The sequence below is a fragment of the Bacillus sp. FSL L8-0167 genome, assembly GCF_038630295.1.
GTDB lineage: Bacteria > Bacillota > Bacilli > Bacillales > Bacillaceae > Bacillus > Bacillus safensis.
This window is the reverse complement of sequence record NZ_CP152027.1, coordinates 2,505,493-2,531,635: the sequence shown is the minus strand read 5'-3', so window position 1 is coordinate 2,531,635 and position 26,143 is coordinate 2,505,493. Positions and strand designations below refer to the sequence as shown.

General features: G+C 40.2%; 27 protein-coding genes, 1 tRNA gene and 1 other annotated feature. Of the genes, 27 read left to right on the top strand and 1 reads right to left on the bottom strand.

What is annotated here, in order from left to right:
• Positions 1-21: 21 nt before the first annotated feature.
• From MHB66_RS13095 to MHB66_RS12995, 21 genes are all read left to right on the top strand, one after another.
• Positions 22-1,338, top strand: a complete 1,317-nt coding sequence (locus MHB66_RS13095) for a citrate:proton symporter (protein WP_046312318.1) — start codon at positions 22-24, stop codon at positions 1,336-1,338.
• A gap of 205 nt (positions 1,339-1,543) precedes the next feature.
• On the top strand, positions 1,544-1,768 hold the full coding sequence (gerE, locus tag MHB66_RS13090; RefSeq protein ID WP_003184172.1) for a spore germination transcription factor GerE: 225 nt from the start codon (positions 1,544-1,546) through the stop codon (positions 1,766-1,768).
• A gap of 149 nt (positions 1,769-1,917) precedes the next feature.
• A complete protein-coding gene (locus MHB66_RS13085; RefSeq protein WP_034279763.1) occupies positions 1,918-2,358 on the top strand; it encodes a MarR family transcriptional regulator in 441 nt (146 codons plus the stop codon).
• Positions 2,359-2,365: 7 nt separating this feature from the next.
• Complete coding sequence (gene racE / locus MHB66_RS13080) at positions 2,366-3,184, top strand: glutamate racemase (RefSeq protein WP_152649305.1); 819 nt, start codon at positions 2,366-2,368, stop codon at positions 3,182-3,184.
• A 101-nt stretch (positions 3,185-3,285) separates the two neighbouring features.
• On the top strand, positions 3,286-4,347 hold the full coding sequence (locus tag MHB66_RS13075; protein ID WP_034279767.1) for a GerMN domain-containing protein: 1,062 nt from the start codon (positions 3,286-3,288) through the stop codon (positions 4,345-4,347).
• A gap of 151 nt (positions 4,348-4,498) precedes the next feature.
• Positions 4,499-5,227 (top strand): ribonuclease PH, encoded by a 729-nt coding sequence (rph, locus tag MHB66_RS13070; RefSeq protein WP_046311987.1) that lies wholly within the window; start codon positions 4,499-4,501, stop codon positions 5,225-5,227.
• 10 nt (positions 5,228-5,237) lie between these two features.
• Complete coding sequence (locus tag MHB66_RS13065) at positions 5,238-5,840, top strand: XTP/dITP diphosphatase (RefSeq protein ID WP_162860205.1); 603 nt, start codon at positions 5,238-5,240, stop codon at positions 5,838-5,840.
• Positions 5,841-5,854: 14 nt separating this feature from the next.
• Complete coding sequence (locus tag MHB66_RS13060) at positions 5,855-6,379, top strand: metallophosphoesterase (RefSeq protein ID WP_041115066.1); 525 nt, start codon at positions 5,855-5,857, stop codon at positions 6,377-6,379.
• A gap of 120 nt (positions 6,380-6,499) precedes the next feature.
• Positions 6,500-6,573: transfer RNA gene (locus MHB66_RS13055), tRNA-Arg, on the top strand.
• A gap of 613 nt (positions 6,574-7,186) precedes the next feature.
• Positions 7,187-7,468, top strand: a complete 282-nt coding sequence (locus MHB66_RS13050) for a hypothetical protein (RefSeq protein ID WP_052712401.1) — start codon at positions 7,187-7,189, stop codon at positions 7,466-7,468.
• Positions 7,469-7,825: 357 nt separating this feature from the next.
• A complete protein-coding gene (locus MHB66_RS13045) occupies positions 7,826-8,986 on the top strand; it encodes a DUF3800 domain-containing protein (RefSeq protein WP_046311985.1) in 1,161 nt (386 codons plus the stop codon).
• Between the two features lie 432 nt (positions 8,987-9,418).
• Positions 9,419-9,796 carry a hypothetical protein gene (locus tag MHB66_RS13040; RefSeq protein WP_046311982.1) on the top strand — a complete coding sequence of 126 codons (378 nt, stop codon included), beginning with the start codon at positions 9,419-9,421 and terminating at the stop codon, positions 9,794-9,796.
• 636 nt (positions 9,797-10,432) lie between these two features.
• Positions 10,433-10,834, top strand: coding sequence for a DUF4241 domain-containing protein (locus MHB66_RS13035; RefSeq protein WP_046311978.1), 402 nt, complete (start codon positions 10,433-10,435; stop codon positions 10,832-10,834).
• 215 nt (positions 10,835-11,049) lie between these two features.
• A complete protein-coding gene (locus tag MHB66_RS13030) occupies positions 11,050-12,114 on the top strand; it encodes a kelch repeat-containing protein (protein WP_235362276.1) in 1,065 nt (354 codons plus the stop codon).
• Between the two features lie 38 nt (positions 12,115-12,152).
• Positions 12,153-12,326, top strand: coding sequence for a galactose oxidase (locus MHB66_RS13025; RefSeq protein WP_235362274.1), 174 nt, complete (start codon positions 12,153-12,155; stop codon positions 12,324-12,326).
• Between the two features lie 252 nt (positions 12,327-12,578).
• Positions 12,579-12,728 (top strand): teichoic acid D-Ala incorporation-associated protein DltX, encoded by a 150-nt coding sequence (locus MHB66_RS13020; RefSeq protein ID WP_024427820.1) that lies wholly within the window; start codon positions 12,579-12,581, stop codon positions 12,726-12,728.
• A gap of 14 nt (positions 12,729-12,742) precedes the next feature.
• The gene (gene dltA / locus MHB66_RS13015; protein WP_046311975.1) at positions 12,743-14,248 is read left to right on the top strand and encodes a D-alanine--poly(phosphoribitol) ligase subunit DltA; all 1,506 of its coding nucleotides are present in this window, start codon (positions 12,743-12,745) and stop codon (positions 14,246-14,248) included.
• Positions 14,245-15,429 carry a D-alanyl-lipoteichoic acid biosynthesis protein DltB gene (gene dltB / locus MHB66_RS13010; RefSeq protein ID WP_046311973.1) on the top strand — a complete coding sequence of 395 codons (1,185 nt, stop codon included), beginning with the start codon at positions 14,245-14,247 and terminating at the stop codon, positions 15,427-15,429. Before dltA ends, dltB begins: the two co-directional genes overlap by 4 nt.
• Positions 15,430-15,450: 21 nt before the next feature.
• The gene (dltC, locus tag MHB66_RS13005; RefSeq protein ID WP_024423191.1) at positions 15,451-15,687 is read left to right on the top strand and encodes a D-alanine--poly(phosphoribitol) ligase subunit 2; all 237 of its coding nucleotides are present in this window, start codon (positions 15,451-15,453) and stop codon (positions 15,685-15,687) included.
• Complete coding sequence (dltD, locus tag MHB66_RS13000) at positions 15,687-16,853, top strand: D-alanyl-lipoteichoic acid biosynthesis protein DltD (RefSeq protein WP_046311971.1); 1,167 nt, start codon at positions 15,687-15,689, stop codon at positions 16,851-16,853. The genes dltC and dltD overlap by 1 nt, the downstream gene beginning before the upstream one ends.
• A 95-nt stretch (positions 16,854-16,948) precedes the next feature.
• Entirely contained in the window at positions 16,949-17,368 is a 420-nt protein-coding gene (locus tag MHB66_RS12995) for a YkvA family protein (RefSeq protein WP_034279788.1), read from the top strand.
• A gap of 32 nt (positions 17,369-17,400) precedes the next feature.
• On the opposite strand, the gene MHB66_RS12990 is transcribed toward MHB66_RS12995, so the two are convergent.
• Positions 17,401-18,444: a lactonase family protein gene (locus tag MHB66_RS12990; RefSeq protein WP_046311969.1), complete on the bottom strand. Its 1,044-nt coding sequence runs from the start codon at positions 18,442-18,444 to the stop codon at positions 17,401-17,403.
• Between the two features lie 433 nt (positions 18,445-18,877).
• Here MHB66_RS12990 and ilvE point away from each other — a divergent pair, with 433 nt between their 5' ends.
• From ilvE to leuB, 6 genes are all read left to right on the top strand, one after another.
• Positions 18,878-19,792, top strand: a complete 915-nt coding sequence (gene ilvE / locus MHB66_RS12985; protein ID WP_024427825.1) for a branched-chain-amino-acid transaminase — start codon at positions 18,878-18,880, stop codon at positions 19,790-19,792.
• A gap of 8 nt (positions 19,793-19,800) precedes the next feature.
• Positions 19,801-20,047, top strand: a binding site (T-box leader).
• Between the two features lie 122 nt (positions 20,048-20,169).
• Positions 20,170-21,894, top strand: coding sequence for an acetolactate synthase large subunit (gene ilvB / locus MHB66_RS12980; protein ID WP_025092480.1), 1,725 nt, complete (start codon positions 20,170-20,172; stop codon positions 21,892-21,894).
• Positions 21,891-22,409 carry an acetolactate synthase small subunit gene (gene ilvN, locus MHB66_RS12975; RefSeq protein WP_007501584.1) on the top strand — a complete coding sequence of 173 codons (519 nt, stop codon included), beginning with the start codon at positions 21,891-21,893 and terminating at the stop codon, positions 22,407-22,409. The genes ilvB and ilvN overlap by 4 nt, the downstream gene beginning before the upstream one ends.
• An 18-nt stretch (positions 22,410-22,427) precedes the next feature.
• On the top strand, positions 22,428-23,456 hold the full coding sequence (gene ilvC / locus MHB66_RS12970) for a ketol-acid reductoisomerase (RefSeq protein ID WP_046311967.1): 1,029 nt from the start codon (positions 22,428-22,430) through the stop codon (positions 23,454-23,456).
• Positions 23,443-24,996 carry a 2-isopropylmalate synthase gene (locus tag MHB66_RS12965; RefSeq protein WP_046311964.1) on the top strand — a complete coding sequence of 518 codons (1,554 nt, stop codon included), beginning with the start codon at positions 23,443-23,445 and terminating at the stop codon, positions 24,994-24,996. Before ilvC ends, MHB66_RS12965 begins: the two co-directional genes overlap by 14 nt.
• 18 nt (positions 24,997-25,014) lie before the next feature.
• Entirely contained in the window at positions 25,015-26,112 is a 1,098-nt protein-coding gene (gene leuB / locus MHB66_RS12960) for a 3-isopropylmalate dehydrogenase (protein WP_046311962.1), read from the top strand.
• Positions 26,113-26,143: the final 31 nt, after the last annotated feature.

The window sequence follows — 26,143 nt, the reverse complement described above, 5'->3', positions numbered from 1 at the left end:
AAGAGGATGGAGGGATATAAAGTGCTAGCTATTTTAGGGATCTTGATGGTCTTGACATTTACATTTCTCATTATGACAAAACGTATGCATCCGGTGGTGGCTCTAACCGTTGTACCTATCATATTTGCATTGATCGGCGGCTTTAACAAAGGGTTAGGGGACATGATGCTTGATGGACTGAAAACTGTTGCACCATCAGCTGCTTTATTGTTATTTGCGATTTTATTCTTCGGTGTCATGCTGGATGCTGGATTGTTTGATCCTCTGATTAAACTCATTCTACGTATAGTAAAAGGTGATCCTGTCAAAATTGCTTTTGGGGTAGCAATTTTGTCTATGCTTGTTGCATTAGATGGTGACGGAACAACAACGTACATGATTACCGTATCAGCGATGCTGCCACTTTTCTTAAGAATCGGGATGAACCCATTAATTTTAGGAACAATTTCATTATTATCATTAGGAATTATGAGCGGAATGACGCCATGGGGCGGTCCGGCTACTCGTGCAATCGCGGCGCTTGGATTAGATGCAGGCGAATTTTTCATTCCATTACTCCCAACGATGGTTGGAGGCGGTCTTTTTATACTTTTTACTGCTTATGTACTTGGGAAAAAAGAAAGAAAACGGATTGGGATTGCAGAGATTCAGTACAAAGAAGAGCCGTCCATTTCTCCTGAATTGGCTGCGTCAATTGAAGATGGAGTAGCCGATATCAAGAGACCGAATCTGATTTGGATTAACTTCTTCCTTACAGTTGCTGTCATGGTCACACTCGTCATGGATATCATACCAATTCCTGTACTCTTTTTAATTGGATTTGTCATCGCTCTGATGATCAACTATCCAAAGGTTGAAGATCAGCGCGAGCGAATTTTATCTCATGCAGGCAACGCATTAACGGTTATCACACTTGTATTTGCAGCAGGGATTTTCACAGGGATCTTTTCTGGAACAAAAATGGTTGAGTCCATTGCCCATTTGGTCATTTACATGATTCCGGATTCCTACAGCTCATTTTTCCCGCTGATTGTGGCTTTGACGAGTATGCCATTTACATTTGTGCTTTCAAACGATGCTTACTATTTCGGAGTACTGCCAATCCTGGCTGAAGCCGGCGCAGCTTACGGGATTGATCCGGTGGAAATTGCACGTGCCTCTATCATAGGGCAGCCTGTCCACTTACTGAGTCCGCTTGTCGCTTCAACACTGCTGCTTGTCAGTATGCTGAACAAAGATATTGGTGATTTGCAAAAATATGCACTGCTATGGACCGTGTTAACTGCCCTTTTTACAACACTTATTGCATTGTTAACAGGCGCCATTTCAATCTTTTAAATACCACGCAAAAAAAGGCGATGTCTCAGGGAGGAGACTCGTCCTTTTTTGCGTGGATGAAAGCGCAGAAATTGGACGCTGATATGCGGGATTTCTTGATTTTAACGTCACCTACCTCAGGCACCCGGCATATGATATCTCGACTATACAGAATCCCATTCTATAGAGACTAGAGCTCTCACCTTAGCAAGGAGGGTTACAATACTTGAAGGAGAAAGAGTTTCAATCCAAGCCGCTATTAACCAAAAGAGAAAGAGAAGTATTCGAATTGCTCGTCCAAGATAAAACAACAAAAGAAATTGCAAGCGAGCTTTTTATTAGCGAAAAGACTGTTCGAAATCATATTTCGAATGCCATGCAAAAGCTAGGAGTCAAAGGCCGTTCACAGGCTGTAGTCGAGCTTCTGCGTATGGGTGAGCTAGAGCTCTAAAGTCAGCCGGTTTTCCTTCCATATCGGGAAGGAACCGGTTATTTCTATATGGTTTCCATGAGTCTCTTCTTGCATTTTCTTTGAAAAACGAGGAAAATAGACATGTACGTTTTAATCAAAGTGAGATGCTATAGTGAGGTATCAATTAAATGGAAACGAATGAGTCAGGCCATGTTGCAGAGATTGAAAAATCATTGCGTCACATTGCCGCAATTATTAAGCAAAAAGGCAGAGAAATCCTGAATCAATATACGATTACACCTCCACAATTCATTGGGCTTCAGTGGCTTTATGAATTTGGAGATATGACAATAGGCGAGCTGTCACAAAAGATGTACTTGGCTTGCAGTACAACCACTGATTTAATTGATAGAATGGAAAAAAGTGAACTTGTCGAACGGGTGAAAGATCCATCTGACCGCCGCGTGGTTCGCATTCATTTATTGCCTGAAGGCGAGCGGATCATTCAAGAAGTGATTGCTAAACGCCAAGAATACGTCAGTGAACTTCTAGAGGCTTTCTCAGAAGAAGAAGCCATCGTTTTCAACCAATCCTTAACGAAACTACAGCAGCAAATGAAAAGAAAATGAGGCGATTTTGTTGGATCAACCAATCGGCGTCATTGATTCCGGCGTCGGCGGTTTAACCGTTGCAAAGGAAATCATGAGACAACTGCCAAAAGAAAAAATCATTTATGTAGGCGATACAAAACGATGTCCATATGGCCCAAGGAAAGAAGAAGAAGTTCTTCAATATACATGGGAAATGACACACTACTTATTAAAACACCACCATATTAAAATGCTCGTCATTGCATGCAACACAGCAACAGCGATCGCACTGGATGAAATTAAAGCAACGCTTGATATTCCGGTTATTGGCGTCATTCAGCCTGGCGCCCGTACAGCAATTAAAGTGACGAACAACCAGCATATTGGCGTTATTGGCACAGTCAATACGATCAAAAGCGAGGCATACAAAGAAGCGCTGCTGTCACTAAAAGCAGGTCTAACTGTTCAAAGTCTGGCGTGTCCGCTTCTTGTCCCATTTGTGGAAAGCGGTACGTTTTTAGATCAGACAGCAGAGGCAGTGGTGAAAGATTCCCTTGAACCGATGAAAGAGACAGGAATTGACACACTTATTCTTGGCTGCACACACTATCCGATTTTAAAAGAGCCGATTCAGCGCTTTATGGGCAGTGATGTCAGCATCATTTCATCAGGGGATGAGACAGCGAGAGAAGCGAGTACGATTCTTTCATATAAAGGGCTGTTAAATACCTCTAAAGAAGCACCTGTCCATACATTTTACACAACAGGGCAGCAGCAAAATTTTCAAAACATCGCTCGTGACTGGTTTGGCTACCTGCCAGGGAAGGTCGAAACCGTGTCACTTGAACACATCTATCAGCAATAACCCCCTTCTATTTGAAGTGGGTTATTTTTTTATGAAAAGGGTCTAATCCTCTGGGGGAGCTCGTATACATAGTAGTACAAACTACTAGAGGAGGGTGAAGTATGCTGAAAAAAGGATCTACAGCAGCTGTTACGTGTATCGCGTCAGCCATGCTTTTGTCAGGATGCGGATTGTTTCAAACAGACCAAGCGAAAACAGAGATTGACCCGCCACAAAACGTCACATATGTGAAAGAAAATAAAGAAGATAAACAAACAGCCAAAGAAGGAAAAGAAGAGAAGCAGGCAGATACGGTCATGAGAGAATTATATTTAATAGATAAAAACGGGTATGTCGTATCTCAATCCATTCCATTGCCGAAAAATGAAGGGAGTGCCAAACAAACCCTTGAATATCTCGTGGATGGGGGGCCTATTTCGAACTTAATGCCGAATGGATTCAGAGCAGTTTTGCCAGCGGATACGAGCGTATCTGTCGATATTAAAGACGGAACGGCGGTTGTCGATTTTTCAAATGAATTTAAAAACTATAAAAAAGAAGACGAGCAGCGCATTTTGCAATCTGTTACTTGGACGTTAACACAGTTTGATTCCATAGCCAAAGTCAAATTGAAGATGAATGGACATGAACTAAAAGAAATGCCTGTGAACGGTACACCTATCTCAGATGATTTAAGCAGAGAAGACGGTATTAATATCCAGCACGAGGCTGCTGCTGATATGACAGCGACAAAGCCAGTGACAGTTTACTATTTAGCTGAATCTGATGAACAGACGTACTATGTTCCGGTGACTAAAAGAGCGCCAAAAGACGAGGATGATCCGATTACTGCAGCGATTGATGAGCTCGTCTCTGGACCAAGCAAAAAAAGCCATCTGCTTACAGACTTCGATCAAGATGTGAAGCTGAATGATGTACCAAAAGTAAAAGATGGCCATGTGACACTTGATTTCAACGAATCCATTTTTGGCAGTGCAGATGAAAAGAAAAAGGTCATTTCACAAAAAGTTCTTGATAGCATTGTGCTCACATTAACCGAGCTGCCGGACGTCAAAAGCGTATCTGTCAAGGTGAACGGCAAGGCTGAGCTTGTGAACGAAAAAGGAGCAGAACTCACAAAGCCGGTTTCACGACCAGAACAAGTGAATACAGGTAGTTTTTAACGTCACACATTGATATAATGGAGAAAAAGAGGCATGCATATTCGCTGCCTCTTTTTTATTCCAAGCGATTAGAACGAGCTGAGGTTGTCAAAGTTAGTAGGAGAACCCCGCTGGCACTCGCGAGGAATGTATATCGTAACGGAGGTAAAACATGAGATTAGATGAAAGACAATATGACGAATTGAGAAAAATTGAAATAGAGGCAGGCTACATCACGCACCCAGAAGGCTCTGTCTTAATCTCAGCGGGAAATACGAAGGTGATTTGTAACGCATCGATCGAAGACCGCGTACCTCCTTTTTTAAGAGGAGAAGGAAAAGGCTGGATCACAGCAGAATATAGCATGCTTCCAAGAGCAACTGCACAAAGAACGATAAGAGAATCATCTAAAGGAAAAGTCACAGGACGCACTATGGAGATTCAGCGTTTAATTGGACGAGCACTCCGCGCAGTCGTTGACTTAGAAAAGCTTGGCGAACGCACCATTTGGATTGATTGTGATGTTATTCAAGCAGACGGCGGCACACGCACAGCATCCATCACAGGTGCTTTTGTTGCCATGACACTTGCGATTCAAAAGCTGCGGGCTGAAGGAGTCATCAAAGAAAACCCGATTACTGATTATTTAGCGGCGATATCCGTCGGAATTGATTCTCAGCAAGGTCTTCTGTTAGATTTAAACTATGAAGAAGATTCTTCTGCTGAAGTAGATATGAATGTCATTATGACAGGCGCTGGTCGCTTTGTTGAACTTCAAGGAACAGGCGAAGAAGCGACATTCTCAAGAGAACAGCTAAACGGACTGCTTGATTTAGCCGAAAAGGGCATCAAAGAATTAATCGAAAAGCAAAAAGCACTAACAGGAGAAGTCATCGAATAAAGAGAAGGGTTTGATCAGGATGAAAACAGCCATCATTGCAACGCACAATGCGGGTAAAGCGAAAGAATTCAAAGCCATTCTTGAGCCAAAAGGATTCACGGTCAAAACACTAGCAGACATTGGCTTTACTGAAGAAATTGAAGAAACAGGACAAACCTTCGAAGAAAATGCCATCATCAAAGCGGAGGCCATTCAAGCCAAAGCAGGTGAAATGGTCATTGCAGACGATTCCGGTCTGTCAATTGATTATCTGGGCGGAAAACCTGGCGTGTATTCAGCGAGATACGCAGGTGAGCATAAAGACGATGCGGAGAATGTGGAAAAAGTGCTGAGCGAACTTCAAGGCATTGAAAAAGAAGACCGCACAGCCAGATTCAGATGTGCCCTTGCTGTCAGCATACCGGGAAAAGAAACAAAGACGGTAGAAGGATCAGTAGAAGGCTTCATCGCTGAAAAACCGATCGGCGAAAACGGCTTCGGATACGACCCGATTTTCATCGTCAAAGACAAAGACCAGACGATGGCCGAATTATCACCAGAGGAGAAAAACAAGATCAGCCATCGAGCGGTCGCGCTTCAAAAGCTTTCATCACTGCTAGACGCAAATGAATAAGGGGGAATGAAGCCATGAAGATACTCATCATTAGTGACAGTCATGGACTCACAGACGAACTTCAAACCATTGCCAAACGGCATGCGGCTGAAGTTGACATGATGATTCACTGCGGAGATTCAGAACTCGAAACGAACCACCCGGCACTCGAAGGATACAAAGTCGTCAAAGGAAATTGTGACTTTATGGGCGATTTTGAAGAAGAGCTCCTGCTCCCACTTGATGGAGGCGGAAAACTATTTCTCACTCACGGACATCTGCATGGCATCAAACAATCCTTACTTCAAGTCTACTACCGTGCAGAAGAGCTGGGCGCAGACATTATCTGCTTTGGCCACTCGCACATCCCAGGCAGTGAACTGCTCAGAGGAAAACTGCTCATTAACCCAGGCAGCGTGCACCTGCCAAGAGTGCGAAAAGAGCGCAGCTATGCTATACTGACACTAGATGGAAGCGAAGCAAACGTACAGTTTTTCACGGACGAAGGTCTTGCAATACAAGACCTCGAAAACACTGTCACATTGGAAGGTATTTCATAAGGGTGCAGCATTTGCCCCTTATGAAAAAACTTTCGAAAAACCGTTGACATTAAAGAACAATAGTAATATAATAAATCTTGTCGCTGAGGTATTACACCACAGCACACTACATAACAACATGTCCCAGTAGCTCAGCAGGATAGAGCAACGGCCTTCTAAGCCGTCGGTCGGGAGTTCGAATCTCTCCTGGGACGTACTATTAAAAGAGCCTGAAACCCTTATTAATAAAGGATTTCAGGCTTTTTTGTTCATTGGAACTTAAGTTCGCAACTCACTTCAAAACAGGGTTTTGGGAGCGGATTTATTTTTAAGTATTTCCGTTCCCTGTTTTTGTATCAAGGAAGCTATCAAAATGGGTCCTGGTGGATTGCTCAACATGGCATCGAGGCAATTTACTAAAAGATAGCAAAGGAGAGAGCTAATCTGAATTAAGTGCATGGATATGAAGGAATAAAGATTGTTTAAACGTCTTTGGAAACTTGAGGAACGTGAGTATGCAATAGAAACGTCAACACACAAGTTTGAAGGAGAAAAGATCAGGGAGCTATGACTGAATGATGGAAGGTGGGACGGAGAAGTATAACTTTCTGAAATTTAATATATTCTTTCTTACTCGAGCGAGTTATAGGATTCGTTCGACAAATTTTGCAAGCACCTCAACTTTATCAATTTTCTCCGATATTAAAATCAAGAAGTAAGTAGATTTGGGTAAAGGAAAGAAACGTGTAATTAAAAATAAAAGACAGAATGAGAAAATTAAGAAATTAGATAATGAAATATACTCAAAGAAATTAATGGAGTTAGAAGATGTTATCTACACATATTCAGAAAATATCGAGGTTTGCCCATATTGAGAACATAAGAGAGGTCTCTAAGTACTATCCAGCATTTGTCCCTTTAGTGGCTGTATATTTCAATATGGCATTTAATGTTAATGCAAGTAAAGCTTTAGCTTTAGTTGCCACAGCTATATCACTTATTTTCATTATAAGAATAGTAATTAAAGGAAAAAGAGCCAGAAGTGTTGCTGTCTCAATGTTAAGAACATTTGAGCAAGTCCAGGCTAGGAAAGAGAAAGGTGAAAATTGATTTGTCGATCGACAATTTTCGAGAATAGTTCTGTGTGCTCTTTTCCTGCCGATATAAAGGTAGGAGTTGATAATATAGTCAAATCAAAAAACATTTTGGAAGGTTTATATACAATAAAACACAATTCTATTATGGCAAACTTGAAAGATTTTTGATGAATTTATCAAGGAAAATGAGATTAAATTTATTATCCCGAAAATACTGAACACTATTTCTTATTGGAGTCTAACGATTTAGACTTTGTCTAAATAGAAGTGGAACATAAAATTTGGATTTCTCGATTAGCAAAATAGTTGGAAAGAAATTAAATTTTAGAGTAATAACATAATTACTTTTGAATATAGGGGGCTATTTTCTATGAATTATTCAAATAAAAAAGAAATTGAAATTCAAGAAAAAGTAATCGATCCAGTTATAGAGGAGAGGAAAAGACAGGAAGCACAAGCTTTAATAACCGCTGTGCAATCTGGACTTACAAATACTTTAAGGCAAAAGGTTGCTAAAATACTAAACAAATACCCTGAAGCAAGAAAGTCAGATATTACACTGCAAATAAAATTTTGGGAAGAATTTCATGGACATATTTCCCAACAAGTAGATTTGAAGAAAATGTATGAATATGAAAGGTTAAGTTCATTGGTAAGAGCAAGAGCGAAAATCCAAAATGAATACAAATTGTTCTTATCAGATGAGAGAACTAGAAAAATTAGAAGAGAACGTGAAGAAATTGAAAAGGAAGCGGCCTTATTAGACAAACCAACAGTTCCTATTATGCATCTTTATGCTGATGAGACAGGTAAAGACAGCGAATATATAATTATAGGAAGTGTATGGGCATTAGATGACAGACATAATGGTTTATTGAATCATGAGTTAATAGAGTGGACAAAAAAAGCTAAAGAAGAAAATATTAGGTTTCCAGAAGAGTTTCATTTTAAGAATTTAAATAATAAAAATAGAGATGAACTAAGATTATACAAAGAATTCTTTAAGGTTTTGCTGGATAATTCCGCAATGGTCAGTTTTAGAGCGATCGCAGTGAACAAATCCAAACTATCGACACCTATCGATGAGATAATAAATGATTTATTCTATCGATTAACAATTAAAGGTATGGAACATGAAATTCTAACTGGAAGAGTGGTGCTACCAAGGCAAATAAATTATTTCAAAGATAGAGATGATAATGACAATACTTATAACATTAGTAAGTTTTCTGAATTACTAAGTAGCAAATTTAAAGAACAATACGGAGATGATCTAGTACTTAATAGCTATGTTCCACTAGATTCAAAATTGAGTCGGTTAATACAAGCAGCAGATTTATTTACAGGTAGTTTAAATAGGCTTTATAATGTTCGGCCAAAAGGAGGTACTATAAACAATAAGGATGAATTAGCAGATTATATAATAGATAAGGTTGGACTTCAGGAAATACGATATTCTATAGAAAATTTGTTAAATGATGTAGAAGATGGATTGAATACAGATATGGCAACAATCCATGTTTATGATTAATAAAATAATAATAATATATAAAACGAAGGCGCTTTACTTTTATTTAGAAAAGTGTCTTTTTCTATGTTCGATTATAATATTTGTGGAAAAAAGAGAACAAACAATTTAGAATTTATCAAAATGCCCCGTGGACACGCTTACATATTTGTTACTCACTTATCAAATGCAATAAATTTTCAGCAATATAATTCCTAATGAAAACTGTTGATTAATGGAATGGCCGATACTAATATATAAAGTTGACATCTCAATTGAAAATTTATTGGAATTTTAACATCCTAATCATAATTGATATATTACTTTATTTTAAGAGAAGATAGAAATGATAAAACAAACTGAAACAAAACACAGTATCGTAATTTTTGGTATTTACTTTGACTAGGGCTTGCAATATTGTTCTAATGTGAAGTTCAATAAAAAGGGGAAATTATTATGAATGGTATTGCTTCATGTTTTCCAGGCAATGAGTTATTAAGTTTAACGATAATTATTGGAATATATCTAGTCATAACTTACTTAACACTTTTTATAAGGAGAAAATACAAACACTTAAATATACCTAAAGAGTATAAGTGGATTGCTGCTCTTTCATTTTTTCTAAGTGCTATACTTACAGCAGTGTTTATGAATAGGTACAACTGTTCACAGTGGTTAGATAGTATATTACCTAATTTAATTGTGGATTTCCTACTCATACCTGTGACTGCCATCTTTATTACAATACTTGTGAACAATACCCAAAAGAAAATTGAGGGGAGGGAAACAAAAGAAGAAGCATTTTATACCATTGGTGTGCAACACTTAGAGTGAACAGTGTGTTTATCTAACATATATTTTTCTATAAAGGGAGATGTAGAAAGAATTAAATCTGAAGATTACGATAGTGAAAAATTACTACATGAACACACTAATTACTATCTTAATAAAGCTATGGACGCTTCTAGTATAACTACGGAAAATCTCAGCGTTTTCAGAAATGATACTAAGGAAATACTGTCCGGCTACATATACAAATACATTTCAATATTACCAAAAGACTTGGCAAGAAAAATTGTTGAACTGGAGGGAATGTTACAGAAAGAAGAAGACTATAAGAAGATTGGCAATAAAATTCTAGATATACATAACTATTTCAAGGATTTTTATATATATTACTAAATATCGACTAAGAATTAGAGCCCAAAATGCTGAAAGAAGAAAGATCACTTGTACAACATCAATCAAACAAACTTGTTATATAAAAATGAGAGACAACAAGCAGTCAAGAAGGTGATCAATTATTCGCCAAACAGATCGGAAATATCGAGATCACGAGCGGTCATATTGTTGCCTGTGATCCTTTTGTTTCAGAAGGGGACCAATCGTTTACGAGGAAAGTTACTCTAGGAAAATATCCTATTATATTGGTAGTTAAGCGGTTGGAAAGCGGAGATGAACGAGTAGCCTATGCAATCATCAAGAATTACAAACGAGCAAGCAATAGAATGGGAGCTCGCCACAAGAGCAGGGCAGGAACTCAAACATTTGAAAGAAGACGAGTTCTTAGGTTACGGTGTGAATACGGGAATGGGCTGTTTCATGGATGCGGAGGCAGCACTATATCTTCAAGCTTATGAGGATAAGCGATATAAAGAGGACAATGATTTTTATCTTTACGAGGAATTTGCAGAAGCGCTTGAGCAAAACTACAAGCACACGTGGGACTGGCTCGTCACCCGCTTCCATGACAAAGTGGATATTGCCATGTTTACGACAGGATTCGGTGACGGGATGTACCCAAGCTTTTGGGGGCTGGATGAAAATGGAGAACCCGCTTGCCTTGTGACGGATTTTCTAATAATGGACTGATGTGAAACTCATGAAATCATGGGTTTTTTTATTGTTCTTTGATTATAGACTTAGGCAGCTTTTGATTGAACCTATTATTTTAAGCGACTCTCTAGTAAGTCACTTTTCCTGTGCTTTTTTCTATTAATTTCTCTTTAAAAAGATCAATGATTCTATAAAAATAAAAAAACACTCCGATAATGAAGAAGTAAGATAATGAAAAGGGAGTGTTTTTTTTGAAAAAATGGTTCGTCATGATGTTACTAGTAATTCTTTCATTCACACAGTCAGTTCAAATGATACATGCGGCTAAGGATGAATGGAATCAATTAGCTGATTTGCCAACAGCAAGAGTGGGAGCTGTAGCTAATGCTGTAGATGGGAAAATATACGTAGTTGGTGGCTATAATGCTCTTAATGAAACAGTAGAATATGACCCTTCTACTAACCAATGGACGAAAAGGAAAGATATTCCTAGTGGGAGAGGGGGAGCAGCATCTGTTGTTGTGGGGTCTAAAATTTATGTTCTAGCAGGAAATCACCAAAAATCCTTCAATAAATTTGAAGTGTATGATACAAAAAAAGATGAGTGGGAAGTTTTAACTGATATTCCTTTTGAAAGTCCTTCTAAAGGTGCTTATAATGTTCAAGCTGGTGTTATGGGAGATAAAATTTATGTATTAGGTGGCAATGAATTTTTTAGTTATGATCTAACAGAAAACAAATGGAAAAAGGAAGCTTCACCATCATTTAAAACACAAAGAGCAATTGGTTTAGTTTTGAAAGGGAAGTTCTATATTATTGGAGAAAACAATAATAGTGAAATTTTTGAATTTGATGCTGCTAATGAGAGTTGGTCCGCCAAAAAAGGAGGATTCAAAAAAGTATATCTGAGTGGAGTTACTTATAAAGATAATATGATTTTACCAGGCATTTCACCTAATAGATTATATGTCTATAATGCTGAAAAAGAAGAAATGGTGAAAGTAGTTGTACCTAACAATGATATACGTGTTGGTGCTTCATCAGTTATTATAGGGGATATGTTATATGTAATAGGAGGACGTAAATATAATATAAACTTGAATTATACTGATATTGCTGATAAAAACTATAAATCAGTTATCTCTATTTCTTTAAAAGACTTGGAACTTCCATCAAACACACCCGGTGACAAAGATTCAGAACCGACAACACCACCAAAAGATGATTCTACAAATCCAGGAGACAAAGACCAAGAACCAACCACACCACCAAAAGACGATGCAACAAATGAAGACGGTGATGCCCTTCTCACATAACAATGGTCAATGGCTTACAGAAAGAGTATGACCTTTCAATGAAAGAAGTCAACGCCTTCCTATCCTGGTACAAAAAACGTGATGCAGGTGAAGGACCAGGTTTTTATGAAATTGATGAGCATGACAACAACAAAGGCCCCTTTGAAAGTAAAAAGGATTATGTGGTGTTCAAAAACATTCTCATGTACGAAGTCAATAAATATAAGAAGTAATTAAAATCAAAGCCATCTAGTCCAACTAGATGGCTTTTGCGTTAGTTCGACAGCTTTCAGCAATTTTAAGGCAAATTTAAGATCGAATTTCATTTCAAATACATTAAATCTTTGTTACAATAAGACAGCTTTGCTCAAAAGAGACGTTCCAAGGTTCGACATTTTTTTAGCATTTCTTAAAATTTTTATGGTTTGATATGAAACTCTTTGAATGAGTCATGCGTCTCTATAAGTGTCAAAAGAAAAGAGGTTATCAATATGCTATTCAAAAAGCTATCAGAAAATAAGTCTGTAAAATGGATAGGATATACAAGCTTTTACTTACTTATTTTGCTATTATTGTTCTTTATTTACGGATTCCACACAGCAAATACGGGATCATTCATTTACAACGATTTTTAATTGGAGATTAAATTATGAAACTATTACAAACGATTCATGAATACCAGCAAACAAAACCAACACAGCCAGCATTTGTTTCTCAACACGCGTCGATCACATATGATGAGCTTTGGCATTTATCAGACCAAATGGCTGGTGCGATCGATGCAGTCGCAGCTGGCAGTGAACCTGTCATTGTATACGGTCATATGGAGCCAGAGATGCTGATTTCTTTCTTAGGCAGTGTGAAATCAGGCAGACCGTATATTCCGGTCGATATCTCAATACCTGTCGAGCGTATCGTCTCAATTATTGAAAGCTCAAAAGCCAGTCTATTGATTTGTGCAAATGAGCAGAATGTATTAGATGTAGAAGAACACATTCAAGTGAAAAGTGCGGCATCGCTTTTAGCACTTGAAAAAGAAGCACCGCCATCCACGCAGTGGGTTCAACAAGATGATGTTTTTTACATTATTTATACGTCTGGCAGTACTGGAAAACCGAAAGGCGTTCAGGTAACAGCCAATAATTTAGAAAGCTTTACAGAGTGGATGTGCCGTGACTTCCCAATTGGTGAAGGACGCACATTCTTAAATCAAGCACCATTTTCTTTTGACTTATCAGTGATGGATCTCTATCCAGCCCTTCAATCAGGCGGCACGCTTTACTGTTTAGTGAAAGATCTTGTGAATAAGCCAAAGGATATGTTTGTAGCACTTGGTCAATCTGACGTTGAAGTGTGGACATCAACCCCTTCTTTTGTGCAAATGTGCTTAATGGATCCTTCCTTTACAGGGGAGCTTTTACCAGAGCTGAAAGTTTTCTTGTTCTGCGGTGAGGCGCTTCCTGTAGCTGTAGCAAGTGCACTTCTTGAGCGTTTTCCAAAGGCGCAGGTCTTTAATACGTATGGTCCAACTGAAGCAACTGTTGCGATCACATCGATTGAAGTGACGCAGGCGATTCTTGATCAGCACGATTCTTTACCAGTAGGCTATGCCAAACAGGATACAGACATCGTCATTTTAGATGAAGAAGGCAAGACACTTCCTGATGGTGAAAAAGGCGAAATTGTCATTGTGGGGCCAAGCGTCACAAAAGGCTACTTAGGTGAACAAGCCTTGACAGATAAAGTGTTCTTTGAATACGAAGGACGTCCTGCTTACCGTACAGGTGATGCAGGTGTGGCGCAGGATGGATTAATTACGTGCCATGGCCGTCTCGACTATCAAATTAAACTTCATGGATATCGGATGGAGCTTGAAGAAATTGAGTATCATGTGAGCGAGACAACCTATGTCAATGCTTGTGTGATTGTGCCATTCCAGCCAAACGGTCATGTCGAGTACTTGATTGCAGCGATTGTTCCAGCAGCTCATTCATTTGAAAAAGAGTATCAGCTGACAAGTGCGATTAAGAAGGAAATGGCGGATTCACTGCCAGCGTACATGATTCCAAGAAAATTTGTTTATCTTGAGCAGCTGTACATGACGCCAAACGGGAAGGTTGACCGTAAGAGAATCGCGAAAGAGGTTCTTCTATGATTCCGTTTAGTTCATTCTTTTTCTTCATTCTAATTGGTATTCTTCTTTTGCCGACGATCATTCTTGGTCTTCGCGGCAAAAGAATGCAGGGCTACAACATGTTTGCAACGGTGGTGGCGCTGGCACTTATTTTCTCAAAGGATGCTCATGGCGCGCTGCTGCTCTTCTTGTTCACGGTGTGGCAAGTCTTCATCATCCGCCTGTACCTTGCATATCGGTTAAAGGCGAATCAGGCATCTGTTTTCTATGCAGCAGTGGTGGCATCTATTTTGCCGCTTGTGCTGTCTAAGATTTTACCGTTCTTTTTAACTCATCAGCCGCACCAGCCGGCGCCAATGAACTGGCTGAGCTTTTTGGGGATCTCGTACTTAACATTTAAAGGTGTTCAGTTAATTATTGAGACAAGAGACGGCTTGATTAAGAAGAAAATTCCGATTCACCGTTTGGTCTATTTCATTGTCTTTTTCCCGACGATTTCATCAGGTCCGATTGACCGTTACCGCCGATTTGAAAAGGATATGGATACGCCGCCTGAAAAAGAAGCATACAGTGATCTTCTATATGCCGGTATTCATAAAATTTTTATTGGCTTCTTATATAAGTTCATTATTGGCTATCTGATTCACACATATATTCTGATGAATATTCATCACATTAGCAGCAGTCACTTTGTTCAACAGTTAACATATATGTATGCTTACAGCATGTATTTGTTCTTTGACTTTGCTGGATATACAGCATTTGCTGTAGGTGTGAGTTATATTATGGGGATTAAATCACCAGAGAACTTTAATAAACCGTTTATCAGCCGAAACATTAAAGACTTCTGGAATCGCTGGCACATGTCCCTGTCCTTCTGGTTCAGAGACTACGTGTTTATGAGATTTGTGTTCTTTATGACTAAAAAGAAGTGGATCAAGAACCGAATGGCTGTATCAAATATTGGGTACTTTGTCCTCTTTCTATTGATGGGTGCTTGGCATGGTCTTGCCCTTCAATATATTATTTACGGACTATATCATGCAGTTGTCATGTCCGGTTACAATTTATTTGAGAAATGGAATAAAAAGCACAAGTGGTGGCCGGATAATAAGGTCACAATGGTTGTGTCGATCATTATTACATTCCATGTGATTTGTTTCGGATTTTATATTTTTTCAGGAAAACCATTTCATCATTAATGATTAAGGGAGTAGAAAATTATGGAATTTAAAAATCAAGTATACGGTATTATTGCAGAGGTTTGTCAGGATGACGTTGTGAAAGAAAATCCAGAAATTGCGATTTTTGAAGAAGGTCTTCTTGATTCATTTGGTACAGTAGAACTGCTTATGGCAATTGAAAGTCAACTCGGAATCACTGTTCCGATTACAGAATTCGATCGTGATGTGTGGGATACGCCGAATCATATTGCTGAGCAGCTGGCAGAGATGAAGTAATGAAAAAGCGTTTTTTTGGGCCGCTTATTTTAGCGGCTGTTCTATTCATTGGTGTTCTTCTTGTACCAAATGCATGGCTCTCACACATGATCCCAAAAGACAAATTACAAAAGTCAGCCACAGAATTAGATCCAGGGATGTTTCAAGGGCTCTATTTACAAGATGAAATGCTAAAAGATCCAACTTATTTGCCGATCTATGGATCTTCTGAACTATCACGTTTTGATCCATATCACCCTTCGAATTTCTTTCATGAGAATCCTCAAGGGTTTACACCTTATCTTATTGGAAAAGGTGGATCGCAATCATTAATTCATGCGATGAACTTCGCAGCGCATATGGATGAATTAAAAGGGAAGAAGCTTGTATTTATCGTGTCTCCGCAGTGGTTTGTGAAATGGGGATCTGACGAGAATCACTTTGCACCTAACTATTCAGCGCTTCAAGCGCTGAATCTCGCCTATAATAAAGAAATTGATCCAACTGTGAAAAAAGAACTGATTAAAAGAATCATGAAGTTTAAAGCAGTCAAAAACGACATGGTGATTACAGAGCTTTTTAAAGCAGAGCTATCTGGGAACAAGTTCGCTTATGGCGCGATTTCTCCTATTGCGAAAATGTATTATGGTATGCTTCAAAAGAAAGACATGTACTATACGATTGGATCGGGGCATGAGCGCAAGCTTCAACCGTCTCCTTCAGTCAAAGGAAAAACATGGGCTGAGCTTGAAAAAGAAGCGAGCATTTTTGGTGCGAAAAGAGCAGGGGACAACCCGTTTTATATTAACCAAAAACTGTTTGACCACAAGCTGAAACCGATTATGAAAAAGATGAAGGATTCCCGTGAAGGTCATTCTTATGCGGAATCACCAGAATACAAAGATTTTCAAATCATGCTGGATATTTTAAAACAGGCAGGGGCGAAGCCTTTGTTTGTGACGATTCCTGTCAACGGAAAGTGGTATGATTACACCGGTTTTCCGAAAGAAGGCCGTACAGGTTATTATGAAAAAATCAATCGTCAAATTCGAGATAATGGGTATGAAGTCGCGGATTTGACTAAGCATGAGTACGATCCATATTTCTTTAAAGATACGATTCATGTGTCTTATAAAGGATGGGTGTACATCGATAAGGCAATTGAAAAGTTTTACAAAGAGCAGTAGAATGCAGCAGCTTTCTGCTGCTTTTTGTTTGTCGAATCAGCGGATATCTTGTATAACTGAGGGAAAAGGGCTATGCTGTAGATGGAGGCGATATGATGAATCGTTCTGAGAAAAAAGAACTATTAAAGCGTTCAAAGAAGCATTTTAATGATCATGCCTTTTGGGAAAAGTTAAAAAAGACGGCACAAAAAGCTGGTGTCTCTCTTGTCTATGCTGTGCTATTACTTTACTATACATTGCAAAAACCCGAAGTGCCGGTCAAAGCAAAGACCTTGATTATTGGAGCACTCGGCTATTTTATCCTTCCACTTGATCTCATTCCGGATACATTGATTGGCGTCGGCTACACAGATGATTTAGGAGCCATCACATTTGCTCTGCTTCAAGTAGCAATGTACATTGATGATGATGTGAAAGGGAAAGCAAAAGACAGGCTGTCAAAATGGTTCGGTGAAAAAACGGATACGTCTCTGATTGATCAAAAGCTTGAGGATGGCGGTATGCCGTCTGCATAAAGAAAAGCCTCCGTTATTGGAGGCTTTTTTCTTTACCCTAAAAATTTCACGCAAACTGGATGAGGGACGGTAATGTCTGATTGTAAGACAGTGAGGCGTCCTGTTTCTTTGTCGCGTTTGTATAAGACAAGATTGCTAGATTCTTGGTTTGAACCGACGAGGAATTCTTCTGTTGGATCAAGCACAAAATCTCTAGGCCAGTTTCCTTCAGAAGAAGCAATCTCGACTAGGCTTAATTGGCCGTCATCATCTGCTTTAAAAATCGCAATGCTGTCATGACCGCGATTTCCTGCATAAACAAATTGTCCGTCTGAAGAGACATGAATGGCACTGCCTTGATTGTTCTCTGTAAAATCGCTTGGAATGGTCGCGATTGTTTGGATCTCTTCAAAATGACCATCTTCAAAGTAACGAAGCACAATGACCTCGGAGCTTAGCTCTGTCATTACATATGCCACAGGTTTCGTTGGGTGGAATGTGATATGACGAGGTCCGCTGCCAGGCTTTGTTTCAAATGTATGAGCAAGCTCAAGTTTGCCGTCTTCTTTCTTATACGTATAAATTCCATCTGTTCCAAGGTCAACAGCTACTGCAAATTGTTCATCTGGCGTGAGACCCATAAAGTGAGTGTGCGGTTTTTCCTGACGATCTTCGTTAGGGCCAGCTCCTTCATGCTGCGCCTGTGAGAGCGTGCGGATCACTGAGCCAGTTTCAGCATCGATTTCATACATCTCTGCTGTCCCTTTATGATAATTCGCTGTATACGCCGTTTTCGTTTGACTGTCTACGCTGACGTGGCAAGGAGAAGCTCCATCGGCAAGCTCTTGGTTGATGAAGTGAAGTCTGCCTGTTGTTGAATCAATTTGATACGCAGCAAGGCCGCCCTGTGATCCTTTTTTCACAACAGCATAAACAAACTTTTGATCCTCTGACACGGTTAAATATGTAGGATTTTCAAGTTCAGCAGCGACTTCTACTTGCTCAATCTGCTGTTTGTCCGTATTTAATGTAAACGTATAAACACCTTTACTGTCTCCCTTAGTATACGTACCAATATAACCTCTGATGTTAGCCATGTATTGCCCTCCTTCTATTAGATGCTCTCATTCTATCATAAATTCATAGGAAAACGCTTTAGAAAGGCATGTCAAAAGAAAAAACCAAGTCATTGAAATCTCACAATATTCATCAAAAATCATGTGAAAAAATATCACAAAAGTTTTCTCAAAAGAAAAGCGTTCATGTAAAGTAAATAAATTGAAGAAAAAATACAAAAAATTTTAAGTTTTTTCATTCCTTGTCTAGCAAAGGTGTAAGCGTATACATTTAATTTTGATTAGTCTAAATTGTCTAATAATTTTAAAAATGCTGTTGACACTGTATGGAAAGCGGCGTAAGATGGGTTCAACAAAAGCTAAACAAACACGCAGTGCAAGCGAGAGACACTTCAATATAAAGTGTCTGAAAATTCAACTACTTTTTGTTTGAAAGAGAGGGTGCTCACTGAAAATGGAAGACCAAAAGGAACAGTGGATCTTTTTAAACGATGAACTCGTGAAAAAAGAGGATGCGAAAATTTCAGTTTACGATCATGGCTTCTTATATGGCGACGGTGTGTTCGAAGGGATTCGCGTATATAACGGAAATATCTTTCGAATGAAAGAACATTTAGACCGCCTGTATGATTCCGCCAGATCCATTATGCTGAACATTCCATATTCACTTGAGGAACTCACGGAGAAAATGATTCATACAGTTGAAAGGAACGGCCTAAAGGATGCCTATATCCGCCTTGTCGTCTCAAGAGGAGCAGGTGATCTTGGATTAGATCCTAACAACTGCGGGAGAGCCAATACAGTGATCATTGTAGAGCCGCTGGCCATTTTTCCAAAGCACCTATATGAAACGGGTATTGATATTGTGACGGTTCCAACAAGACGAAATCGTCCAGATGTCCTTAGCCCAAAAGTGAAATCATTAAATTATTTGAATAACATTCTTGTCCGAATCGAAGCCCATATGGCCGGTGTGAGTGAAGCGCTGATGCTGAACGATCAAGGGTACGTGGCGGAAGGTTCTGCAGACAACGTGTTTATTTATAAAAAAGGCAAGCTTTATACACCGCCAGGTTATATCGGCGCACTTGAAGGCATCACAAGAAATGCCATCATGGAGATTGCAGAAGACTTAGGCTACGAAGTGAAAGAAGAACCATTCACAAGACATGATGTGTATACAGCTGAAGAAGTATTTCTAACAGGAACCGCAGCCGAAGTCATCGCCGTTGTAAAAGTTGACGGCCGTACAATCGGTGAAGGGAAACCTGGGTTCCACACAAACAAACTTCTTGAACAATTCCGCAAGCGAGTGGTTGAAGAAGGAGAAAAAGTCGTTTTTGCAGATGAAAACATTCATGCAAGCTAAATAGATATCGATAAACGTTGAAGAGGACTAGTAGCTTTAGAGTCAGTATCTACAGAGAGCCGGTGCTAGCTGGAAACCGGTGTTACTTTCTAAAGTGAACTCACCTCTGAGTGTCTGCTTGAAATGATAGTAGGGCAGACCGAGTGACATTGCTCACTCGTTACCAAAATGGACGAAAGATGTCCATGAGACGGCAGCAGGGTTTGCCGTGAACAAGGGTGGTACCGCGAAAAACAAAGCTTTTTCGCCCCTTTGACCTAGTGAAAAGTAGTGTCATTGTGGGGTGAGAAGGCTTTTTTATATGGTCTCATATCTCTATCTTGAATAGAAAAGGGTGAAAGGACTTGACTGAAGCAAGACAAAGAGGAGGAAATCAAATGGGGACAAATGTACAAATGGAGACGGAAAAATCAAAAGCACCACAAACGATGAACGGTGCACTCATGTTAATTGAAGCACTCAAAAGAGAAAAAGTAGAAGTCATTTTCGGCTATCCGGGCGGAGCGGTTTTGCCAATCTACGATAAAATTTACGATTCTGGTTTATTTCATGTCCTGCCAAGACATGAGCAGGGAGCGATTCACGCAGCAGAAGGATATGCAAGAGTATCTGGTAAACCGGGTGTTGTCATTGCCACATCAGGGCCGGGAGCGACAAATCTTGTGACAGGAATTGCAGATGCGATGATTGATTCACTTCCCCTTGTTGTATTCACAGGGCAGGTGGCAACGTCAGTCATTGGATCGGATGCTTTCCAAGAAGCTGATGTACTCGGCATCACAATGCCAATTACAAAGCACAGCTATCAGGTAAGAAATCCAGAGGAATTACCGGGTGTCATTAAAGAGGCGTTCCATATCGCAACAACAGGCAGACCTGGTCCAGTCTTGATTGATATTCCAAAAGATGTCGCAGGCATTGAAGGAACGTTTGAATATGATCAGCCAATTGATTTACCTGGTTATCAGCCAAAAGTAGAGCCAAACTATTTGCAAATTCGCAAATTAGTAGAAGCTGTCAGCAGAGCGAAGAAACCAGTTATTCTAGCAGGAGCTGGCGTTCTTCATGGCAAAGCATCTGAAGAATTAAGACAGTATGTAGAGCAGCAGCAAATCCCAGTCGCTCATACATTGCTTGGACTTGGCGGATTCCCGGCAAAGCATCCTCTTTTCCTAGGGATGGCTGGTATGCATGGCACATATGCAGCGAACATGGCTCTTCATCAATGTGACCTGCTCATTTCAATCGGAGCAAGATTTGATGACAGGGTAACAGGCAACCTTAATCATTTTGCGAAACATGCGAAGGTGGCTCATATTGACATCGACCCAGCGGAAATCGGCAAGAACATTCATACCCATATCCCGGTAGTTGGAGACAGTAAGCTCGTTCTTGAAGAGCTGATCAAGCAGGACGGGAAGCAAGGGGAATCAGACGAATGGAAAAATCAATTAGATCAGTGGAAGGAAGAATATCCACTCTGGTACGTTGAAAACGAAGCAGAAGGCTTTAAGCCTCAAAAGCTGATTGAATACATTCATCAATTCACAAAAGGTGAAGCCATTGTCGCAACTGATGTCGGACAGCATCAAATGTGGGCGGCGCAGTTCTATCCATTTGAAAATGCAGATAAGTGGGTCACATCTGGAGGTCTTGGCACAATGGGCTTCGGATTACCAGCAGCCATCGGCGCTCAGCTGGCTGATCAAGAGGCAACTGTTGTGGCAATTTTAGGAGACGGAGGTTTCCAAATGACCTTGCAAGAACTTGCCGTTATCCGTGAGCTGAACCTTCCAGTCAAAGTGATTGTACTCAATAATCACAGCCTTGGAATGGTAAGACAATGGCAAGAAATTTTCTACGAAGAACGCTACTCACATTCTAAATTTTCAGAGCAGCCAGACTTCGTCAAATTATCTGAAGCTTATGGCATTAAAGGAATCAGAATCTCATCAGACGAAGAGGCGAAAGAAAAGCTTGAAGAAGCCTTAACCTCTAGAGAGCCTGTTTTCATCGATGTCAATGTAGCGAGAGATGAAAAAGTATTCCCGATGGTAGCACCGGGGAAAGGACTTCATGAGATGGTGGGGGTGAAACCTTGAAAAGAATTATTGTGTTGACTGTATTAAATCGATCAGGCGTACTGAACAGAATCACAGGCCTCTTTACCAAAAGACACTACAACATTGAAAGCATTACGGTCGGCCATTCTGAGATTCAAGATGTATCACGCATCACGTTCGTCGTCCATGTAGACCAGGAGAAAGACATCGAGCAGCTGACAAAACAGCTGAACAAACAAATCGATGTTCTGAAAGTAACAGACATTACAAACCAATCAATCGTTCAGCGAGAGCTGGCTTTGATAAAAGTCGTATCTGCACCAGCATCAAGAATGGAGATCACAGGAGTCATTGAACCTTTTAGAGCTTCTATTGTAGATGTAAGCAGAGAGAGTGTCGTCATTCAGGTGACAGGTGAGTCTTCAAAAATTGAAGCACTCATTGAATTACTTAAGCCATACGGCATTAAAGAAGTCGCCAGAACTGGCACCACGGCCTTTGCGAGAGATAATCAGCAAAAGCCGCAAACAAATAAAACAATTTCAATTGTCTAAACAAAAGGAGAGAGTCAAATGGTAAAAGTATATTATAACGGTGATATTCAAGAAAACGTATTAAATGGTCAAAAGGTAGCGATCATTGGCTACGGATCACAAGGTCATGCACATGCATTGAACTTAAAAGAAAGCGGCGTAGATGTGATCGTCGGCGTGAGAAAAGGCGGATCTTATACAAAAGCACAAGCAGACGGTCATCAAGTATTTACAGTAAAAGAAGCAGCAGCACAAGCAGACGTAGTCATGGTACTACTTCCAGATGAGCAGCAAAAGAAAGTATATGATGAAGAAATCAAAGATCAATTAGAAGCTGGCAACTCACTTGTATTCGCACACGGATTCAACGTTCACTTCCATCAAATTGTTCCTCCAAGTGACGTAGACGTGTATCTTGTAGCTCCGAAAGGTCCAGGACATCTTGTGAGAAGAACATATGAGCAAGGCGCTGGTGTACCTGCCCTATTTGCTATCTATCAAGATGTATCTGGCCAAGCGAAAGACAAAGCACTTGCTTATGCAAAAGCAATCGGTGGAGCAAGAGCGGGCGTTCTTGAAACAACATTTAAAGAAGAAACAGAAACGGATCTATTCGGTGAGCAGGCAGTTCTTTGTGGAGGTCTTACTTCATTAGTAAAAGCAGGATTCGAAACGTTAACAGAAGCTGGTTATCAGCCAGAGCTTGCATACTTCGAGTGTCTGCATGAACTGAAATTGATCGTTGACCTTATGTATGAAGAAGGCTTAGAAGGCATGAGATATTCAATCTCTGATACAGCACAATGGGGTGACTTCGTATCAGGACCACGTGTTGTGGATGCAAAAGTAAAAGAATCAATGAAAGCTGTTTTGACTGATATCCAAAACGGAACATTTGCAAAAGAATGGATTGTTGAAAACCAAGTGAATCGTCCGCGTTTCAATGCAATCAATGCAAATGAAAATGAGCACCAAATTGAAATCGTTGGTAGAAAGCTTCGTGAAATGATGCCTTTCGTTAAACAAGGAAAGAAAAAGGAAGCGGTGAGCGTCGGTGCGGAAAATTAATTTTTTTGACACAACACTTCGAGATGGAGAGCAATCTCCAGGAGTGAACTTAAATGCACAAGAAAAGCTAATCATTGCAAAGCAGCTTGAGCGCCTTGGGGTTAATATCATTGAAGCGGGATTTCCCGCTTCATCCCGAGGGGATTTCTTAGGCGTACAAGAAATTGCAAGAACGATTAAAAACTGTTCTGTTGCTGGTCTTGCACGATGTGTGAAAGGTGACATTGATGCTGCATGGGAAGCATTAAAAGATGGAGTGGAGCCAAGGCTTCATGTCTTTATTGCCACTTCTGACATTCACCTGAAGCATAAACTCAAGAAAACACGTGAAGAAGTCGTAGAACAGGCTGTCGCAATGGTGAAATATGCGAAAGAACGTTTTCCAGTTGTCCAATGGTCAGCAGAAGATGCGTGCCGTACAGATCTTGCTTTCTTGGCAGAAATTGTAGAAAAGGTGATTGACGCTGGGGCGAGTGTCATTAACTTGCCAGATACAGTTGGATACCTAGCGCCAAAAGAGTACGGAAATATCTTTAAATATATGAAGGAACACGTTCCAAATATCAACCGCGTCAACTTGTCCGCTCACTGTCACGATGATTTAGGAATGGCTGTGGCAAACTCACTTGCTGCCATTGAAAATGGAGCAGATCAAATTGAAACGGCTGTCAACGGAATTGGCGAGCGCGCTGGAAATGCCGCGTTAGAAGAAATTGCAGTGGCTCTTCATATTCGAAAAGACTTTTACCAGGTCGAATCAACGATTCAATTGAATGAAATTAAGCGTACAAGTGATGTAGTGAGCAAATACTCAGGAATGATTGTGCCGCGTAATAAAGCAGTCGTTGGAAACAACGCTTTTGCACATGAATCAGGTATTCACCAAGATGGTTTCCTCAAAGAAAAAACAACCTATGAAATTATTTCTCCAGAGCTTGTCGGTGTGACAACAGATGTGCTTGTCCTTGGAAAACACTCCGGAAGACACGCGTTTAAAGACCGCATGAAAACACTAGGCTTTAAACTAACGGAAGACGAAATCAATAAATTCTTTGAGACTTTCAAGAACTTGACAGAGAAGAAGAAAGAAATTACAGATGATGATTTGATCTCTATTATATTAGAAGAAAAAGTAGCAGACCGAAAAATCGGCTATGAATTTGAAAGTCTGCAAGTGCACTATGGAACAGAACAAATGCCAACAGCAACAGTTTCTCTGAAAAATCAAGAAACACAGGAAGTCATTCAAGAAGCAGCTACAGGTGCAGGCAGTGTAGAGGCTGTGTACAACACGCTTGAGCGCTGTATGGAAGAAAGAATTCATTTGCTGGACTACCGCATTCAATCAAATGGAAAAGGCAGAGATGCACTAGCAGAAGTATATGTCACTGTTTCAATAGAAGGAAAAGAAACAGCAGGACGCGGTGTAGCGCAAGATGTACTTGAAGCATCGGCAAAAGCTTACGTCAATGCAGTGAACAGGCATTTAATCTTCAAATCAAATCTGATTGAAATTGAGAAACATCACGCGATTTCATAGGAAAGGAGGAAGGTTCTCATGAAAAAGAAAATTGCACTTTTGCCCGGCGATGGAATCGGACCGGAAGTCGTGACATCTGCAGTCGCAGTCCTTCAAGAGACAGCGGCTCAATTTAGACACGAATTCGAATTTGAAACTGCGCTAATTGGCGGTATCGCAATAGATGAAAAAAATAACCCGCTTCCAAAGGAAACAGTAGATGTATGCAAAGGCGCTGATGCGATTTTATTAGGAGCAGTCGGCGGACCAAAGTGGGATCAAAACCCGCCAGAGCTTCGTCCAGAAAAAGGCCTGCTCGCCATTCGTAAACAGCTGGACTTATTTGCAAACATCCGCCCTGTAAAGGTGTTCGATAGTTTAAGCGGGGCATCTCCGTTAAAACAGGATCACATTAACGGAGTCGATTTCGTCATCGTTCGTGAATTAACAGGCGGTCTCTATTTTGGTGAACCAAGCGAACGCTATACGGATGATGAAGGAAAAGAAGCTGCCGTTGATACGCTCCTTTATACAAAGGAAGAAATTGTCCGCGTATTAAAAGAAGCGTTCGATATGGCGTTAACAAGACGGAAAAAAGTGACGTCTGTGGATAAAGCGAATGTTCTTGCTTCTAGTAAACTATGGCGGGATGCGGTAGAAGAAGTTGCTGCCCAATATCCAGAAGTTGAATTTGAGCATATGCTCGTCGATAATGCTGCCATGCAGCTGATTTACAAGCCCGCTCAATTTGATGTCATTGTGACAGAGAATATGTTCGGCGATATTTTAAGTGACGAAGCTTCTATGATTACTGGATCACTCGGCATGCTGCCATCTGCTAGTTTATCAAGCACAGGCCTTCATTTATATGAGCCGATTCATGGTTCAGCACCCGATATTGCGGGGCAAAACGTTGCAAACCCTCTGGCAACCATTTTATCAGCAGCAAGCTTGCTTAGAACTTCCTTTGCATTAGAAGAAGAAGCGGCTGCAATAGAAGAAGCTGTCGAAGCTGTTCTTGCCTCTGGCAAACGAACAAAAGATTTAGCAGCAAAAGAGGGAACTTATCAAACGACTGAAGAAATCACTAATGCGGTTGTAGACGCACTCAAGCAGCGCGTGCAAACCATTGTGTAAATAGAATCTTGTGGAATTAGGTAGAGGGAGG

Coding starts and splice junctions, on each gene's coding strand:
- MHB66_RS13085 (WP_034279763.1), top strand. CDS start 1,918: ATGGAAACGAATGAGTCAGGCCATGTTGCAGAGATTGAAAAATCATTG.
- MHB66_RS13075 (WP_034279767.1), top strand. CDS start 3,286: ATGCTGAAAAAAGGATCTACAGCAGCTGTTACGTGTATCGCGTCAGCC.
- rph (WP_046311987.1), top strand. CDS start 4,499: ATGAGATTAGATGAAAGACAATATGACGAATTGAGAAAAATTGAAATA.
- MHB66_RS13060 (WP_041115066.1), top strand. CDS start 5,855: ATGAAGATACTCATCATTAGTGACAGTCATGGACTCACAGACGAACTT.
- MHB66_RS13050 (WP_052712401.1), top strand. CDS start 7,187: ATGTTATCTACACATATTCAGAAAATATCGAGGTTTGCCCATATTGAG.
- MHB66_RS13045 (WP_046311985.1), top strand. CDS start 7,826: ATGAATTATTCAAATAAAAAAGAAATTGAAATTCAAGAAAAAGTAATC.
- MHB66_RS13040 (WP_046311982.1), top strand. CDS start 9,419: ATGAATGGTATTGCTTCATGTTTTCCAGGCAATGAGTTATTAAGTTTA.
- MHB66_RS13035 (WP_046311978.1), top strand. CDS start 10,433: ATGCAATCATCAAGAATTACAAACGAGCAAGCAATAGAATGGGAGCTC.
- MHB66_RS13025 (WP_235362274.1), top strand. CDS start 12,153: ATGAAAGAAGTCAACGCCTTCCTATCCTGGTACAAAAAACGTGATGCA.
- dltA (WP_046311975.1), top strand. CDS start 12,743: ATGAAACTATTACAAACGATTCATGAATACCAGCAAACAAAACCAACA.
- dltB (WP_046311973.1), top strand. CDS start 14,245: ATGATTCCGTTTAGTTCATTCTTTTTCTTCATTCTAATTGGTATTCTT.
- dltC (WP_024423191.1), top strand. CDS start 15,451: ATGGAATTTAAAAATCAAGTATACGGTATTATTGCAGAGGTTTGTCAG.
- dltD (WP_046311971.1), top strand. CDS start 15,687: ATGAAAAAGCGTTTTTTTGGGCCGCTTATTTTAGCGGCTGTTCTATTC.
- MHB66_RS12995 (WP_034279788.1), top strand. CDS start 16,949: ATGAATCGTTCTGAGAAAAAAGAACTATTAAAGCGTTCAAAGAAGCAT.
- MHB66_RS12990 (WP_046311969.1), bottom strand. CDS start 18,444: ATGGCTAACATCAGAGGTTATATTGGTACGTATACTAAGGGAGACAGT.
- ilvE (WP_024427825.1), top strand. CDS start 18,878: ATGGAAGACCAAAAGGAACAGTGGATCTTTTTAAACGATGAACTCGTG.
- ilvB (WP_025092480.1), top strand. CDS start 20,170: ATGGGGACAAATGTACAAATGGAGACGGAAAAATCAAAAGCACCACAA.
- ilvC (WP_046311967.1), top strand. CDS start 22,428: ATGGTAAAAGTATATTATAACGGTGATATTCAAGAAAACGTATTAAAT.
- leuB (WP_046311962.1), top strand. CDS start 25,015: ATGAAAAAGAAAATTGCACTTTTGCCCGGCGATGGAATCGGACCGGAA.